This window comes from Pantoea sp. S61, assembly GCF_016625145.1.
Taxonomy (GTDB): Bacteria; Pseudomonadota; Gammaproteobacteria; order Enterobacterales; family Enterobacteriaceae; genus Pantoea; species Pantoea rwandensis_B.
Genome location: NZ_JACVUO010000016.1, coordinates 40,365 through 56,482, shown reverse-complemented (window position 1 = coordinate 56,482; position 16,118 = coordinate 40,365). Strand labels below are relative to the sequence as shown.

The following is a 16,118-nucleotide window of genomic DNA, read 5'->3' as shown; positions in this document are numbered from 1 at the left end:
CACTCTCGCCTGAGCGGCGTATAGTGATTTGAGGAGGATCTTATGGCACTACGATATGTAATTGTTCAGCAACCGACGCACGCTGCGCAGCTGTTTTTGCTCTATCACGGCGTGAATGACAATCCTGATTCGATGGCGCAAATCGGCAACTGGTTCGCGAAAGCGTTTCCGGAAGCGCAGGTGGTGGTGGTGGGTGCACCTTACCCTGGCAGCGTACCGCAGGGCCGCCAATGGTATGCGGATATTCCCACGCATGACCGATCAGAACAGCAGGGCGTCAATGCGGTGATGCCGATGTTTGTCGAATCGGTGCGCCATTGGCAACAGGCATCGGGTGTTCGGCCGGAGGCCACCGCACTGGTAGGCTTCTCTCAGGGCGGCACCATGGTGCTGGAAGGCGTCAAAGCCCATGCGGATCTGGCAGGACGCGCGATTGTGTTCAGCGGCCGCTACAGCACGCTGCCGGAGCGCGTCAGCTCTCGCAATACCATCCATCTGATCCACGGCGATTATGATGATCAGATTCCGCTGGAACATGCTGAAGCCGCTATGCAGCGCTTAACGGCGCTGGGCGGTGATGTGACACTCGATGTGGTGGACGATTTGCCGCACGCGATTGACGATCGCAGCATGGAACTGGCGTTGAATCACCTGCGTTATACCATCCCGCGTCGCTACTTCGACGAGGCGCTGAGCGGCGCTAAACCGGGTGATGATGATGTGGTGATGATGATGTGATAGCGAACCAGAGTCGTTTTAACGTAACGGCGAGATGAATCGCGCATTTTTGTAGCCTATTCGCTATCCGATGCGCGGCGCATCACGCCGCTACGTTTACAGGGAGGAGATTAACCGCAATTATTTTTTCTTCGGCCAGTCGTCGTCATCATCCCATTTATCGTTAAAGTCGCGATGCGGTGGTAAATCCGGTTTGTTATCCATAAACTTTTTGTGATCGATACGTTTTAAGTCTTTATAAACGTTCATTAAAATACCGACCATCAACAGGATCACTAAGATCCACCAGTACTCTTTAAAGAATTCCATCCCATTGCTCCTTTAGCGTGCTTACTTAAGCGATCAGCTGTTCCATGATGCGCTGGTACATACGACTCAGCATCTGCAAATCTGACGCTTTCACGCACTCATTGATTTTATGAATGGTGGCATTCACCGGGCCCAGTTCCACAACCTGCGCACCCATCCGCGCGATAAAGCGTCCGTCTGAGGTGCCGCCTGTGGTCAGTAACTGTGGCTTAATTTCATTATAGTGCGCGACAGCATTTACCACGGCATCAACCAGTTTGCCGCGTGAGGTCAGGAACGGCTGACCGGAAACATTCCACTCCAGCGTGTAACGCAACTGATGGCGATCCAGCAGGGCGGCTACGCGCTCTTTGATCATTTGATCGGTGAGTTCGGTGCTGAACCGGAAGTTGAACTGCACGAAAAATTCACCGGGGATCACGTTATTGCTGCCGGTGCCGGCCTGCACGTTGGCAATCTGCATGCTGGTGGGCGGGAAGAATTCGTTGCCCTGATCCCATTCGGTGGCCACCAGCTCATTCAGGGCTGGCATCGCGCGGTGCACCGGGTTATCGGCCAGATGCGGATAAGCCACGTGTCCCTGTACGCCGTGGATCGTCAGATTGGCGGTCATCGAACCGCGACGACCGTTTTTCACCACATCGCCAACGATTTCGGTACTGGAAGGCTCGCCCACCAGGCAATAATCCATGCGCTCGTTGCGCGCCATCAGACGTTCTACCACTTTGACCGTGCCGTTAACGGCGCTGGCTTCTTCATCGGAAGTGATTAGGAAAGCCAGACGCCTTTTGTGCTGCGGATTAGCGGCGACAAATCGTTCAGCGGCCACCACCATCGCCGCCAGCGAGCCTTTCATGTCTGCGGCACCACGGCCAAACAGCATGCCATCACGAATTGAAGGCTCAAACGGCGGACTGATCCAGCGGTTGGCATCACCCGGCGGCACCACATCGGTGTGACCGGCAAACGCCAGGGTTTCGCCCTGACCACGCGTGGCCCAGAAGTTCAGCGTATCGCCGATGTGCATCTGTTCGACCGTAAAGCCAATCGCTTCCAGACGCGCCACCAACAGCGCCTGACAACCGGCATCATCCGGACTCAGTGACGGGCGACGAATAAGCTGCTGAGCCAGCTCAATGACCGGACAGAACATGTTATGACTTCTCCTGGATAAACGCGTGATAAAGGGAATCTTTGAAACCGACCAGCAAGTCACCGTTAGGGGCAGACAATACCGGACGTTTGATAATGGCAGGCTGGGCGAGCATCACTGCTTTCGCACTGGCCGCATCGGTGACGGCTGCACGCTCCGCTTCTGGCAGGTTGCGCCAGGTGGTGCCGCGCGTGTTCAGCAGCACTTCATAGCCAAGCTGATCGATAAACGATTGCAGCAGCGCGTCATCGATGCCCTCCACGCGATAATCGTGAAAACGATAGTCGGTGCCGGATTCTGCTAAATAGTTGCGTGCTTTTTTTATGGTGTCGCAATTTTTAATTCCGTACATCACCCACTGCGCTGTCATCGCCTGTTCCCATCCTGTGAAAAATAAAGCGCGAGTTTACCATAGCGCTTTCATGGCAGTGACCCTCACGGCTGCGGGCACAGCGATTTATTTGTTTTTTCATGATTATTTTGGCGTTATCAAAGTTACTTATTAGATCCAGTAAACGTTTTCATTAACGTCATAAATAGTCGCCAGCGGCATCATCAGGATGCTAAGAATTATCCTAATCTGGCAAAAGCGACTTTTGATAACATCAGTGATTTTTTCCATTGGTGATAACGAGTTGCTGAAATGTGCGTCAGTACGCAATTTCGGCAAAATGACGCTTTTGTGCGCTTTTACCGATGGTGACAAGTGGTGGAAACGTATTCACCTGTAGAAAAAAACGGCGTAGAATCACCCCTACAATAAGAGAGGGTACGATGGTCGACACCGAAATGGGAAACTGGAAAGAATTCATCGAAGCGATGTTACGCACTAAGTAATACGCGAAGAGAAAAGCAGGGCATTCCCAACTTGCTGTAATTCTAACCACACAAAGCAATAAAGCCGCTATGTCTCCGTAGCGGCTTTTTTTATGACTCAGGTTTTAATCGTGCGGCTTGTCTTTCAATGGGAAGCGACGACGCACCAGCACAAAGAACAACGGCACAAAGAAGATTGCAAGCACGGTTGCGGATATCATGCCGCCCATGACGCCCGTTCCGACCGCATGCTGGCTGCCGGAACCCGCCCCGCTGCTGATCGCCATCGGCAGCACGCCGAAGATAAAGGCCAGCGATGTCATCAAAATCGGGCGCAGACGCTGACGTGAAGCCTCCAGCGTAGCTTCCATCAGCTCGCGTCCTTTACTGTTGATCTCATTGGCAAATTCCACGATCAGGATGGCGTTCTTCGCTGACAAACCAATCACGGTAAGCAAGCCAACCTGGAAGTAAACGTCGTTCTCGAGTCCGCGCATCCAGGTTGCCACCAGTGCACCCACCACGCCGAGCGGCACCACCAGCATTACGGAGAATGGAATCGACCAGCTCTCATACAGCGCGGCCAGACACAGGAATACCACCAGTAGCGAAATCGCATACAGCGCAGGCGCCTGTGAACCGGAGAGACGTTCCTGATAAGAGGCTCCGGTCCACTGGAAGCCGACGCCTAACGGCAGTTGCCCCACCAGTTTCTCCATCACATCCATCGCGGTACCGCTACTGACGCCATTGGCTGCCTCTCCGACAATCTCCAGTGAAGAGTAACCATTGTAGCGTTCCAGACGCGGTGAACCGGTCTCCCAACGGCTGGTGGCGAAGGCAGAGAAGGGCACCATTGTGCCGCTGCTGTTGCGTACGTACCACTTATTGATATCTCCCGGCAGCATGCGGAACTCCGCACCGGCCTGCACATACACTTTCTTCACGCGCCCACGATCGAGGAAGTCATTTACATAGGTTGAACCCCATGCGGTGGTCAGCGTGTCATTGATGGTATCAAGCGATACGCCGAGCGCCTGCGCTTTGCGCTGATCGACATCGATCTGCAATTGCGGGCTGTCATCCAGACCGTTATGACGTACGCGAGATAAAGCCGGATTGCTGTCAGCCAGCTCCAGCAATTTGTCTCGCATCGCCATCAACTGCGTATGGCCGACACCGCCGTGATCCTGCAGCTCCATATCGAATCCGGAAGAACTGCCCATGCCGGTGATGGCCGGTGGGCTGCTGGCGATGACGCGGCCTTCTTTTATCTTATGGAAGGCTTTGGTGGCGCGGTCGATGATAGCGAACGAGGTACGATCGCTGCCTGGACGCTCTTCCCAGTTTTTCAGGCGCACAAACAGGCGCGCCACGTTTTGGCCGTTACCACCAGGACCGGCGCCGATGGTTGAGAACACCGATAGCACGTTGTCTTTTTCGGCGGTCATGTAATAGTTTTCGACCTTCGCCACCACATTGGAGGTTTGCTCTAGCGTCGCGCCCGGCGGCAACTGCACCTGCGTCAGGAATACACCACGGTCTTCCAGCGGCAGGAACGAGGTCGGCAGCTTGATAAACAGAAACGCCATCACGCCGATGATGCCGAGATAGAGCACCAGCCAGCGCCCACCCTTCATCAAAATACGTGCGACACCGCGTTCATAGCGTTCCGCGCTGGCGTTGAAGGTGCGGTTAAACCAGCCAAAGAAGCCGCGACGTCCATGATGGTGGCCTTGTTCCAATGGCTTCAGCAGCGTCGAACACAGGGCTGGCGTCAAAATCATCGCGACCAGCACCGACAACACCATCGCCGATACAATGGTGATAGAGAACTGACGATAAATAGCGCCCACGGTGCCGCCGAAGAAGGCCATCGGCACGAATACCGCCGACAGCACCAGTGCAATGCCGACCAGCGCGCCCTGAATCTGGCCCATCGATTTTCGCGTGGCGGCGCGCGGTGAAAGTCCTTCTTCACTCATGATGCGCTCAACGTTCTCCACCACCACGATGGCATCATCCACCAGCAGGCCGATGGCAAGCACCATCGCGAACATGGTGAGCGTGTTGATACTGAACCCGCAGGCATACAGCACGGTGAAGGTGCCGAGCAGCACCACCGGCACGGCAATGGTCGGAATCAGCGTGGCACGGAAGTTCTGCAGGAACAGATACATTACCAGGAACACCAGCAGAATTGCTTCCAGCAGCGTTTTCACCACATCGGTGATCGAGGCTTTTACGAACGGCGTAGTTTCATAAGCCACTTTGGCTTCCAGCCCGTGCGGGAAGTAACGCGATAGCTCTTCCACGCGCGCGCGCACCAGCTTATCGGTGTTCATTTCGTTAGCGCCGGACGCCAGCTTAATGCCAAGACCGGAAGCCGCCTGGCCATTGTACCGGCTGAGGAAGTCGTATTTTTCCGCCCCCATCGCCACATCAGCCACATCGCCCAGCGTCACTACCGAACCATCACTGTTGTTTTTCAGCGTGATGGCTTTGAACTGCTCTGGCGTCTGCAACATGGACTGTGCATTGACAGTGGCATTCAGCGCTTGTTTATCCACAGACGGCAAGCCACCAACCTGACCCACGGCCACCTGTGTGTTCTGCGATTCAATCGCCTTCACCACGTCATCGGTAGTGAGCGCATAGGCAATCAGCTTGTTGGGATCGAGCCAGATACGCATCGCATATTGCGAACCGTAGGCATCCACCTGACCCACACCATCGATGCGGCTCAGCGGATCCTGAATGTTACTGGCGACATAATCTGAAATATCCTGTTTGTCCATACTTCCGTCGGTAGAGACAAACGCAATCATCAGGATATTGCTGTCACCGGTTTTATTCACCGTGACGCCCTGAGATTGAACGGCGGCGGGTAATTTACGCAGTGCGGTTTGCAGCTGGTTTTGTACCTGCTGACGGGCTTCATCAGGATTGGTGCCAGCGGTAAAGGTGAGGGTGATTTGCGCCTGACCGGTATTACTGCTGTTGGAGGACATATACATCAGATTATCGATGCCGGTCATGTTCTGTTCGATAACCTGGGTAACGGTGTTCTCCAGCGTTTCTGCAGAGGCACCGGGATAGTTGGCAGTAATACGCACGTTAGGCGGTGCGAGATCGGGATACTGCTCAATGGGCAGGGAGATGATCGCTAGTGTGCCGCAAAGACAAAGCAAAATAGCCAAAACCCAGGCAAAAATGGGGCGGTCGATAAAAAAATTCGACATGGAACCGACACTCCTCAGCTGCGTATTTTTTACTTTTATTATGTAAAACGTGAAGCGCAGTTGGCTTCACGTCGGCGGAGTGCAAGGTGCTATCCCGAAAACTCCTGCTGCTGCCTACTGTACGCGGCGCAAATTAGAGAATCGTGGATAAATTATGGAGAAAGTGTAAATGTGGTGCTGGTTTTCTGTGCGCTGCTACACATTGCGGCTCTCTAGCCACAGCACGGTGGCGGCGACGCGCGAACGGACATCCAGTTTACGCAGCAGATTGCGGATGTGCACTTTTACCGTTTCTTCGGAAATATGCAAGGTGGCGGCAATCTCTTTATTGGATAACCCACGCGCCACTTCCTGCAACACATCCAGTTCACGCTCGGTGAGTTGTTTGAAAGGATTGGCGCTCGGCTGGCGCGTTGCCAGATATTCTGCCACCACTTCACTAAACACATTCTCACCCAATGCACCGCGCATCACCTGCGCCAGCAATAATTCCGGCTCGCTGTCTTTCAGCAAATAGCCATCAGCACCGGCATCGACCATGGCGTATATATCATTGCGCGCGTCGGAAACGGTCAGTACCAAAATGCGCGCAGCGATCCCTTCATGGCGCAGGGCTTTCAGGGTATCTAAACCCGACATCCCTTTCATGTTCAGATCGAGCAATATCACATCGGGCGACAGGCGACGCGCCTCAGCCAGCGCTTCAGTGCCGTTGTTGGCTTCGGCCACCACTTCCAGACGCGGTTCCAGTGCCAGCAGTTGGCGAATACCACGACGCATCAGCGGATGATCGTCCACGATCATAATAGTCAGGGAAGGGGATGCCATAAATTCTCCAGTCAAAGTCCATTCAACATAAGTGTATCGCGTTAAGCCAGCCGGTGTGCCGGGCGTGGTGGGAAACGCAGCGTAACGCGCGTTCCACGCGTCTGCGGGGTAATCAGTAAGCTGCCGGAAAGCCGGGCAGCGCGCTCCGCCATAATTGTCAGGCCGTAATGGCCCGGTGGCTCTTCAAGGCTGCGGATGCCGCAACCGTCATCTTCAATCGTCAGCAAATGGAATGCGTCTTCATCGCGCTGATAAAAAATATGGATTTTCTGCGCCTGCGCGTGGCGAATAGCGTTCAGCAGCGCTTCGCGCGCAATTTGCAGCACATGCACCTGCTGTTGAGCATCCAGCGTTTGCAGGCCCGATTGATAATCGAAGGTGATCACGGCCTGCGATTGTTCCTGTAGCGGGGCAATCATTGCCTGCATCGCCTGTACTAAATCTGCCTGTTCGATGGTCAGACGGAAGGTGGTGAGCAACTCGCGTAGCTGCTGATAGGCCTCGGCCAGGGCGCGATCAAACTCGGCAATAATCGATTGTGCCTGAGGCTGAGTATTATCGACATTGCGGCGCAGCAACGTGAGCTGGATGCGCAGGAAAGAGAGCGACTGCGCCAGCGAATCATGCAGTTCACGCGCGATGGTGGATCGCTCTTCTATTAATAGCATCTGCTGGTACTGTTTTTGCGTCTGCCAAATCCATAACGAACGCGCCAGCATGTTGGCCAGGCTTTGCATCAGTTCATCGGCAGGTGGCGCTCGTCGCGTTTGCCAGCACAGTTCGCCGAGTAACTGATCTTCTTGCTGCAACGGCAAACGCTGCCATTCGAGATCGTCTTCCGCCACGCCCGTCTGAAAATCAATGCCGTCGCTGGTGATGCTCAATAGGGTCAACGCTTCACGACGTTGAACCAGCCGCAGCAATCCCTGGAACAACTCCGGATTAAGTGGGCTGCTGGTGAGGACCTGCGAGCATTCATAGAGTAATTTCAGCGTGCGGTTGGCTTGCGTCAGGTCTTCCGTTTTATTGCGCACCGCCAGCTCAAGCAGGCGATAGTGCGAGTGCAGCCGTTCGGCCATGGTGGTAAAGGCTTGAGCTAACACGCCGAGTTCTGTGGGTTGGGAAACCGATAACGGCGGAAAGCTGAAATTCGCCTGCTCAACGTATTGGCTGGCCGTGACCAGTGAATCCAGCGGGCGCACCACGTTGCGACGAATAAAGCGGATGGTCCATAGCGCCAGCGCCACAATCGCCAGGACACCAAACAGGCTGCTGGCCGCCACCAGATGCATTTTCAGTTCGGCGTAATGTTGGAGTGCCAGCACAAAGCGGTCAATCTCACTCACGTAACTGGCAACGCGTTGCTGATAGATCTGCGCGCGTTCGGGTTGCAGCGTTTGCTGCAACTGCGGCCAGCTGTCGCGCAGATAGCGATAGCGGCTGGCCACTTCCTTCGGCACCCACGGGCGTTCCAGATGCCGCAAAGCCGGCGAGCTGAGAGTTTGCTGATAGATCTTAATATGCTGCACTAACAGCTGCGGATCACGCGTGGTATCCCAGGCGAGACGATAAATTTGCATGCGCAATGAACCGGCGACATTCACCGCTTCGGCATCACGTAAACTGCTGGAGAGCGTTAACAGCGCCAGGCCGGTGGTAAGTAGCGATAACAACACAATCGCGCTCAGGGCACGGGCTATGGTGCGGGTAACAGGACGTTTCACTATCACAATAAAACCCTTATAAGAACATGGGATTATAAGGCAGCGTCAGACAGACAGCGAGCCTGAATCGTCACATCAGGTTACTTTTAGCAGAGAAGTACACTTCTCTTTACCTTTCCCTGGATTGCATATCGTTAGCTGGCGAATTATTGAACGGCTTTACCGCCTGCTGTGCCTGCTTTTCATTACATCGCTGATAATTTGCAGCGTAATCACTTTTATAAACGGACGACAACAGGAGCAAATGATGAAGAAACCCATTGCCATTCTGACTGCTGCACTGCTTGCCACCGCAAGTTTCACGGCCTTTGCCGCGCAACCTTTAAGTGCTGAGCAGGCGGAAAACCTGCAAAGCAGCGGTACCGTTTCTATCAGCGGTGTTCGCGGTTCCATCGATGATGCAACACGTCAGCTTTCGCAGAAAGCGGAAGATAGGGGCGCCAGCCATTACCGTGTCATTGGCGTACAAAACCCAGGCGACTCCAGCCTGTGGAGCGGTACCGCAGAGATTTATCGTTAATACCCCCCCGCAATACCTCCCTGTAGCCACCCCTTTACCGGCCATTCACTGGCCGGTTTTTTTGTGCACCGCGACCGATTCTTACAATTCAACTTGTGCAACCAAACGGTATTTTTTGCTTCGTTCATGCAGAACGGGTAGGATTCATCGCCGTAAATTCCCGGCTCACCGCGCGACATCGTTCCGCCGTATCGGTAGCGGGTTTTACCCCATTTCGCACCGCCGCACGCAAACGATTGGTTAGGCGATGATTGATGGTCAGGACAAACAGGAAAGCTATGAATTCAACTAAAAAAACCGCAGCCGAACAACGCGCTGCGAAAAGACGCTGGCTCAATTCCCACGACAGCGGTTACCACAAAGCAATGGGTAACCGTCAGGTACAAATGATCGCCATTGGCGGTGCCATCGGTACCGGCCTGTTCCTTGGTGCAGGCGCGCGCTTGCAGATGGCTGGTCCTGCTCTGGCACTGGTTTATCTGGTGTGCGGTATCTTCTCCTTCTTTATCCTTCGTGCGTTGGGCGAACTGGTATTACACCGCCCATCAAGCGGCAGCTTTGTTTCTTATGCACGCGAATTCCTCGGGGAAAAAGCGTCATACGTGGCAGGCTGGATGTACTTCGTTAACTGGGCGATGACCGGTATCGTGGATATCACCGCGGTCGCGCTCTACATGCACTACTGGGGCGCGTTTGGTGATGTGCCGCAGTGGGTGTTTGCTCTCGGCGCACTGGCGATTGTCGGTACCATGAACATGATCGGCGTGAAGTGGTTCGCCGAAATGGAATTCTGGTTCGCATTGGTGAAAGTGCTGGCGATCGTGGTGTTCCTGATTGTCGGTGTGGTGTTCCTCGGCAGTGGTAAACCGCTGGACGGCAATACCACCGGCTTCCATCTGATCACCGACAACGGCGGCTTCTTCCCGCACGGCTTGCTACCCGCGCTGGTGCTGGTGCAAGGGGTGGTATTTGCTTTCGCCTCGATTGAGCTGGTGGGCACCGCGGCCGGGGAGTGTAAAGACCCGAAAACCATGCTGCCAAAAGCCATCAACAGCGTGATCTGGCGTATTGGTCTGTTCTACGTCGGTTCGGTGGTGCTGCTGGTACTGCTGCTGCCGTGGAACGCCTATCAGGCAGGGCAGAGTCCGTTTGTGACCTTCTTCTCCAAACTGGGCGTGCCTTACATTGGGAGCGTGATGAACATCGTGGTGCTGAGTGCGGCGTTGTCGAGCCTGAACTCAGGTTTGTACTCCACCGGTCGTATTCTGCGTTCCATGTCGATGGGCGGTTCTGCACCACAGTTCATGTCGAAGATGAGCAAACAGCAGGTGCCGTTCGCCGGTATCCTCGTTACCATCGCGGTGTACGTGGTCGGTGTGGTACTCAACTACTATGTGCCTTCTCAGGTGTTTGAGATCGTACTGAACGTGGCCTCACTGGGCATCATCTCTTCGTGGGGCTTTATCGTGGTGTGCCAGATGCGTCTGCGCAAAGCGATTAAAGAAGGTAAAGCGGAAGACGTCGGCTTCAAGCTGCCGTGGGCACCGTTCACCTCATGGTTAACGCTGCTGTTCCTGGTAAGTGTGCTGGTGTTGATGGCGTTTGATTATCCAAACGGTACCTACACTATTGCGTCCATCCCGCTGATTGCCGTGGTACTGGTGCTGGGCTGGTTCGGCGTGCGCAAACGCGTGCATGCCGAAGCCATGAAAGAGCACGACCATCATCATGACGATCAGGATGATGGGGCAGCTAAGCTGGCGGAAGATAGCTCGCGTTAATCGCAGCCATTCTCATCAACGGGGGCCTTTTGGCCCCCGTTTTCATTTCAATTGTCCTTCCCTTGATCCCACATCGGGATATACACCTTTCGGGTGATATAGCCCTGCAAAACATCAGGGTATTTTACGCCTCATCTCAAGCTGGCTAAACGAGGTGAGCGCATGACGCACTCCATTCTCCCTGAAAGCAGTTGGCACGTATGCGGTCTGGTCATCCAGGCGCGTTCCCACGCCATCCCGGCAGTAAAGCAGGCATTGCTGTTGCTTTCTGATTGCGAAATCGCCGCCGAAGACAGCGCACGCGGCACGCTGGCCGTGACCTTAGGTGCCGCTGACAGTCGCGCCTTGCTGAATAACATCGAAGCCACCCGCAATATCCCGCATGTATTGGCCGTTTCTCTGGTGTATCACCAGCAAGACGAAACGGAATATCGTCACAAGGAAGCATCATGAAAGTCAGTCGTCGAGAATTTATGAAGGCCAATGCGGCCGCAGCGGCGGCAGTGGCCGCAGGACTTACGATTCCCAGCGTCACCAAAGCCGTGACCGCACTGGGCGCCCCGATCCGCTGGGAAAAGGCGCCGTGTCGTTTTTGTGGCACCGGGTGTGGTGTGCTGGTGGGCACCCAGGAGGGACGCGTGGTGGCCTCACAGGGCGATCCGCAGGCGGAAGTGAACCGTGGGCTGAACTGTATCAAAGGCTATTTCCTGCCCAAGATCATGTACGGAAAAGACCGCCTGACGCAGCCGTTGCTGCGCATGACCGATGGCCACTACGACAAAGAAGGCGAGTTTACCCCGGTGAGCTGGGATCAGGCCTTCGACATCATGGAACAGAAGTTCAAAGCGGCGCTAAAAGCCAACGGGCCTGAATCCATCGGCATGTTCGGTTCCGGTCAATGGACGGTATGGGAAGGGTATGCCGCCTCTAAATTGATGAAAGCCGGTTTCCGCACCAATAACCTCGATCCTAATGCGCGTCACTGCATGGCCTCGGCCGTGGTGGGCTTTATGCGCACTTTCGGCATGGATGAGCCGATGGGCTGCTACGATGACATCGAAGTGGCCGATGCCTTTGTGCTGTGGGGCTCGAACATGGCCGAGATGCATCCGATTCTCTGGTCACGTCTGACCGCCCGTCGCCTGAGCGATGACAACGTTAAAGTCGCCGTGCTCTCTACCTACCGTCATCGCAGTTTTGAACTGGCCGATAACGGCATGGTGTTTACGCCGCAAAGCGATTTGGCGATTCTTAACTTCATCGCCAACTACATCATTCAGAACAACAAAGTCGATAAAGCTTTCCTGCAGAATCACGTCACGCTGCGTAAAGGCGACACGGATATTGGTTATGGATTACGCCCGAGCGATCCGCGTCAGGCCTCGGCGAAAAACCCGGATAGCGGCGAATCCACGCCGATTAGCTTCGACGAGTACGCCAAATTCGTTGCCGAATACACGGTAGAGAAAGCCAGTGAGATGAGTGGCGTAGAGCAGGATCAGCTGATTGCGCTGGCCGAACTCTATGCCGACCCGAACATCAACGTGGTCTCCTACTGGACCATGGGCTTCAATCAGCACACGCGCGGCGTGTGGGCCAATAACCTGTGCTACAACATCCATCTGCTGACCGGCAAAATCTCGCGCCCCGGCACCGGTCCCTTCTCGCTCACTGGCCAGCCTTCTGCCTGTGGCACGGCACGTGAAGTCGGCACCTTCTCGCATCGCCTGCCCGCAGACATGGTGGTGAATAACGATAAGCACCGTGCGACGGCTGAAAAACTGTGGAAGCTACCGCAGGGCACCATTCCCGCCAAAATCGGCCTGCATGCGGTCGCACAGGATCGCGCGCTGAAAGACGGCAAGCTGAATGCGTACTGGGTGATGTGTAACAACAACATGCAGGCGGGTCCGAACCTGACCCAGGAGCGCATGCCAGGCTGGCGTGATGCACGCAACTTTATCGTGGTGTCCGATCCTTATCCCACCGTCAGTGCTTTGTGTGCGGACTTAATCCTGCCGACGGCGATGTGGGTGGAGAAAGAGGGCGCTTACGGCAACGCCGAGCGTCGTACCCAGTTCTGGCATCAACAGGTGAAAGCGCCGGGCGAAGCCAAATCGGATCTGTGGCAGATGGTGAATTTCGCTAAGCGTTTCCGCGTAACCGAAGTGTGGCCGGAAGCATTGATCGCCCAACAGCCGGCGCTGCGGGATAAAACCTTGTATGACGTGCTGTACGCCAACGGCCAGGTTAATCAATTCCCGTTGAGCGAAGTGGCCGACGATCGACTGAACGACGAGGCGCGCGACTTCGGCTTCTACATCCAAAAAGGCCTGTTTGAAGAGTACGCCAGCTTTGGTCGCGGACACGGTCACGATCTGGCGCCATTCGATGCCTATCATGAAGCGCGCGGATTGCGCTGGCCGGTGGTGAATGGCAAAGAGACACGCTGGCGCTATCGCGAAGGCTTTGACAGCTATGTCAAAGCGGGCGAGGGCGTACGGTTCTATGGCAAACCAGATGGCAAAGCCACCATTTTTGCCCTGCCGTATGAGCCACCTGCTGAAGCGCCAGACGCCGAGTACGATCTGTGGTTCTGCACTGGCCGCGTGCTGGAACACTGGCACACCGGCACCATGACGCGTCGCGTGCCGGAGCTGCATCGCGCCGTGCCGCAGGCGCTGCTGTATATCCATCCGCTGGATGCCAAAGATCGTGGTTTCCGCCGTGGCGAGAAGGTGCGCGTGATGTCACGTCGGGGGGAAACCGTGGCGACTGTCGAAACGCGCGGACGTAATCAACCGCCAAAAGGGCTGGTGTTTATGCCGTTCTTTGATGCTGGCGTGCTGGCCAACAACGTCACGCTGGATGCCACCGATCCGCTATCGAAGCAGACCGATTACAAAAAATGCGCCGTTAAGCTGGTCAAAATTTAAGGCAGGATGCAATGAAACCCTTATTTACTCTTATCACCGTTGCCGCCCTGACGCTGGGCGGCGTGGTTTACGCGGGTCATGGCGTGGATCTCACGCAATCCCCGGAAGTCACGGCCACGCAGCAGGGCACGATCCATCAGCCGAAAGAGCAGAGCCGCAAACCGCTGAACTACGTGAATCAGCCACCGGTGATCCCGCATAGCGTCGATGGCTATCAGGTGACGAAAAACGTCAACCGCTGCCTGCAGTGCCACGGCACGCAAAGTTACCTGACCACCGGTGCGCCGCGCGTCAGCCCAACACACTTTACCGATCGCGATGGCCTGGTGAGCAGCACGGTATCGCCGCGTCGCTACTTCTGCTTGCAGTGCCACGTCCCGCAGACCGATGCCAAACCGGTGGTGGAGAACACCTTTAAACCGGCCAATGGCTTTGGGCAGTGAGGTTATTAATGAAAGAAAGATTATTACGCATCTGGCGCTGGTGGCGACGACCCAGCCGCTTAGCACTCGGCACGCTGCTGATTTTGGGTTTTGCCGGTGGGATTATTTTCTGGGGCGGTTTTAATACCGCAATGGAGATGACCAACCGCGAGCAGTTCTGCATTGGCTGCCATGAGATGCGCAACAACGTGTATCAGGAGTACATGCAGACGGTGCATTACAACAACCGCAGCGGCGTGCGTGCCACTTGTCCGGATTGCCATGTGCCGCACGAATGGGGCCCGAAAATGCTGCGCAAATTGCAAGCCAGCAAAGAGGTGTACGCGAAGGTGTTCGGCCTGATTGATACGCCGCAAAAGTTTGAAGAGACACGTATCGAGCTGGCTCAGAACGAGTGGCGCAGGATGAAGAACAATAACTCGCAGGAGTGCCGAAACTGCCACAACTTCGAGTATATGGATTTCACCGCGCAGAAGACGGTGGCAGCAAAAATGCACAGCAAAGCGGTGGAGGATGGGCAAACCTGTATTGATTGCCACAAAGGGATTGCGCACCACCTGCCGGATATGAGCGAGCAGAAGAACGGTTTTTGACGCTCCAGTCAGCCCGGTGGTCAGGAACGAACCGGGCAACTGGGTAACAGGTTAACCGGACACACAGGTCATTGTCATTGATGCGGACTCGGTCAGCGACTCCGCATTAAATGGCAGGGTCGCCATGGAGGGAGAGCCGTCTGTGAATGCCGGGTCTCCACAACACTCTGTATCCGGTTCGCCAATGCAATTCAGATAGTTTTCCCCGCCGCTAGCGCCTATTATCTCAGGCTCCCTCATTAAGCGGTGGAGCGGCCATGTCGTTAAAGATCAACATCATTAAAGATAAGTTACTGTCAGATAATTACTTTATCCTGCGTAACTTCACCTACGAACTGACCCGTAGCAACGGCGAAGTCATCCGCCACAAACGCGAAGTCTATGATCGCGGCAACGGCGCCACCATCCTGCTTTATAACCGCGATAAAAACACCGTGCTGCTGATTCGTCAGTTCCGCATTGCGACTTACGTTAACGGCAATGCCAGCGGTGAATTGATTGAGACCTGCGCGGGTCTGCTGGATAACGACACGCCGGAAGATTGCATCCGCAAAGAAGCGATCGAAGAGACCGGTTATGAGGTCGGTAAGGTCGAGAAGCTGTTTGAAGCTTATATGTCGCCGGGCGGCGTGACGGAAATCGTCCATTTTTTCGCAGCAGAATACAGCGATGCAATGCGCGCCAATGCCGGTGGTGGCGTAGAAGATGAAGAAATCACCGTGCTGGAGTTGCCTTTCCCGCAAGCGCTGGCGATGGTGAAAGACGGCCGCATCCTCGATGGTAAAGCGATTATGCTGCTGCAATATGCGCAAATTGCGGGGTGGCTGAGAGCTTAAACTTTCAAAATCTCATTAAGCCACGAGTCAATAAACGGTGGCGAATTGCCTGTGGCATCAAACAGTTTTGCTCTTTTTAACAACGCGCAATCAAGTTTATGAGCAGGCAGGGGCCGCCATGAGGCAGACGAACGGCGTGAGGACGCCAGCCTCATGGCGGCCCCAGACTGCGTTATCACGATTGGTTCAACTAACATCA

General features: G+C 55.0%; 15 protein-coding genes. 9 read left to right on the top strand and 6 right to left on the bottom strand.

Features of this window, described 5'->3' with window-relative positions; genetic code table 11:
- The first annotated feature begins 42 nt into the window (after positions 1-42).
- Entirely contained in the window at positions 43-738 is a 696-nt protein-coding gene (gene ypfH, locus IAE30_RS23305) for an esterase (protein ID WP_038645495.1), read from the top strand.
- Between the two features lie 120 nt (positions 739-858).
- Here the strand turns inward: ypfH and IAE30_RS23300 are convergent, their stop codons facing one another.
- From IAE30_RS23300 to IAE30_RS23290, 3 genes are read right to left on the bottom strand one after another with little or no spacing between them, the layout of a single operon-like run.
- A complete protein-coding gene (locus IAE30_RS23300) occupies positions 859-1,047 on the bottom strand; it encodes a YpfN family protein (protein ID WP_034825779.1) in 189 nt (62 codons plus the stop codon).
- Positions 1,048-1,072: 25 nt separating this feature from the next.
- Positions 1,073-2,200: a succinyl-diaminopimelate desuccinylase gene (gene dapE / locus IAE30_RS23295; protein ID WP_200681091.1), complete on the bottom strand. Its 1,128-nt coding sequence runs from the start codon at positions 2,198-2,200 to the stop codon at positions 1,073-1,075.
- A gap of 1 nt (position 2,201) precedes the next feature.
- Positions 2,202-2,570 (bottom strand): ArsC family reductase, encoded by a 369-nt coding sequence (locus IAE30_RS23290; RefSeq protein ID WP_038645497.1) that lies wholly within the window; start codon positions 2,568-2,570, stop codon positions 2,202-2,204.
- Positions 2,571-2,896: 326 nt separating this feature from the next.
- On the opposite strand from IAE30_RS23290, the gene ypfM reads away from it, so the two are divergent.
- Positions 2,897-3,037, top strand: coding sequence for a protein YpfM (ypfM, locus tag IAE30_RS30455; protein ID WP_200681090.1), 141 nt, complete (start codon positions 2,897-2,899; stop codon positions 3,035-3,037).
- Between the two features lie 104 nt (positions 3,038-3,141).
- On the opposite strand, the gene acrD is transcribed toward ypfM, so the two are convergent.
- The 3 genes from acrD to narQ all read right to left on the bottom strand — a co-directional run bounded on the left by acrD (position 3,142) and on the right by narQ (position 8,816).
- Positions 3,142-6,258, bottom strand: coding sequence for a multidrug efflux RND transporter permease AcrD (gene acrD, locus IAE30_RS23280; protein ID WP_200681089.1), 3,117 nt, complete (start codon positions 6,256-6,258; stop codon positions 3,142-3,144).
- Positions 6,259-6,453: 195 nt separating this feature from the next.
- Positions 6,454-7,086, bottom strand: coding sequence for a response regulator (locus IAE30_RS23275; RefSeq protein WP_200538114.1), 633 nt, complete (start codon positions 7,084-7,086; stop codon positions 6,454-6,456).
- Between the two features lie 41 nt (positions 7,087-7,127).
- Positions 7,128-8,816, bottom strand: coding sequence for a nitrate/nitrite two-component system sensor histidine kinase NarQ (gene narQ / locus IAE30_RS23270; RefSeq protein WP_200681088.1), 1,689 nt, complete (start codon positions 8,814-8,816; stop codon positions 7,128-7,130).
- A gap of 241 nt (positions 8,817-9,057) precedes the next feature.
- Between narQ and IAE30_RS23265 the strand changes: the two genes are divergently transcribed.
- From IAE30_RS23265 to nudK, 7 genes are all read left to right on the top strand, one after another.
- Positions 9,058-9,330, top strand: coding sequence for a YdgH/BhsA/McbA-like domain containing protein (locus IAE30_RS23265; RefSeq protein ID WP_200681111.1), 273 nt, complete (start codon positions 9,058-9,060; stop codon positions 9,328-9,330).
- Between the two features lie 278 nt (positions 9,331-9,608).
- The gene (gene ansP, locus IAE30_RS23260) at positions 9,609-11,111 is read left to right on the top strand and encodes an L-asparagine permease (protein WP_038645511.1); all 1,503 of its coding nucleotides are present in this window, start codon (positions 9,609-9,611) and stop codon (positions 11,109-11,111) included.
- Positions 11,112-11,273: 162 nt separating this feature from the next.
- A complete protein-coding gene (locus IAE30_RS23255; protein ID WP_045814879.1) occupies positions 11,274-11,564 on the top strand; it encodes a chaperone NapD in 291 nt (96 codons plus the stop codon).
- On the top strand, positions 11,561-14,047 hold the full coding sequence (napA, locus tag IAE30_RS23250; RefSeq protein WP_200681087.1) for a nitrate reductase catalytic subunit NapA: 2,487 nt from the start codon (positions 11,561-11,563) through the stop codon (positions 14,045-14,047). The genes IAE30_RS23255 and napA overlap by 4 nt, the downstream gene beginning before the upstream one ends.
- A gap of 11 nt (positions 14,048-14,058) precedes the next feature.
- The gene (gene napB / locus IAE30_RS23245) at positions 14,059-14,490 is read left to right on the top strand and encodes a nitrate reductase cytochrome c-type subunit (RefSeq protein ID WP_045814877.1); all 432 of its coding nucleotides are present in this window, start codon (positions 14,059-14,061) and stop codon (positions 14,488-14,490) included.
- Positions 14,491-14,498: 8 nt separating this feature from the next.
- Entirely contained in the window at positions 14,499-15,083 is a 585-nt protein-coding gene (gene napC / locus IAE30_RS23240) for a cytochrome c-type protein NapC (RefSeq protein WP_038645518.1), read from the top strand.
- Positions 15,084-15,340: 257 nt separating this feature from the next.
- Entirely contained in the window at positions 15,341-15,919 is a 579-nt protein-coding gene (nudK, locus tag IAE30_RS23235; RefSeq protein WP_038645520.1) for a GDP-mannose pyrophosphatase NudK, read from the top strand.
- Positions 15,920-16,118: the final 199 nt, after the last annotated feature.